The organism is Aestuarium sp., assembly GCF_023253315.1.
GTDB classification, from domain to species: Bacteria; Pseudomonadota; Alphaproteobacteria; order Rhodobacterales; family Rhodobacteraceae; genus Marivivens; species Marivivens donghaensis.
Genome location: NZ_JALRGW010000226.1, coordinates 1 through 518 on the forward strand (window position 1 = coordinate 1; position 518 = coordinate 518).

Below are 518 nucleotides of genomic sequence, written 5' to 3' on the forward strand. Positions count from 1 at the left end.
TGACACTGCTTGAGTGTCTTTTCGGTACGCTTGCTATATACAACACCTGTGTCAGATACCATAAACAGGTCTTCGTACCCTACTACATCTCTAAATTCCATGGTTACCTCCATACCGTATGCCTCCACTGAGCGACTCGAACGCCCGACCTAGTGATTAGAAGTCACTTGCTCTATCCAACTGAGCTAAGTGGAGATAAGTTAAGCTTAGTTTACTTACTGATAGATGTCAAGGTTGTTGATGTGCTGTGCTAACTCTTCATAACCACCAATCAGAACACCATTGTGATCGAATACTTGTGGGACTGTGGTAATATCTGTCTTGAGAATAAGGGTACGTACCCAAGGCTCCCTTGTCATGTCCACCTTTTCATACTCAATTCCAACATCGTACAACAAGTCCATAGCTTTGTCACACCATGAACAATTAGGTCTGCTGATTACTGTATACATGTCATCTCCTATGTTAAGAAATGAGCAGTTTTGTAACATGCTCAGGTTAGTATGTTAACGGATGGG

Annotated in this window: 2 protein-coding genes and 1 tRNA gene; all 3 read right to left on the reverse strand. The window is 42.3% G+C overall.

The features are described 5' to 3' along the window. The coding region (locus AC1QQ2_RS15085) for an NUMOD4 domain-containing protein (RefSeq protein WP_479713765.1) at positions 1-113 on the reverse strand (113 nt) is incomplete at its 3' end. Positions 114-121: 8 nt separating this feature from the next. After that, a tRNA-Arg gene (locus tag AC1QQ2_RS15090) sits at positions 122-195 on the reverse strand. A 20-nt stretch (positions 196-215) separates the two neighbouring features. Beyond that, positions 216-452 carry a glutaredoxin domain-containing protein gene (locus tag AC1QQ2_RS15095; RefSeq protein WP_479713764.1) on the reverse strand — a complete coding sequence of 79 codons (237 nt, stop codon included), beginning with the start codon at positions 450-452 and terminating at the stop codon, positions 216-218. Positions 453-518: the final 66 nt, after the last annotated feature.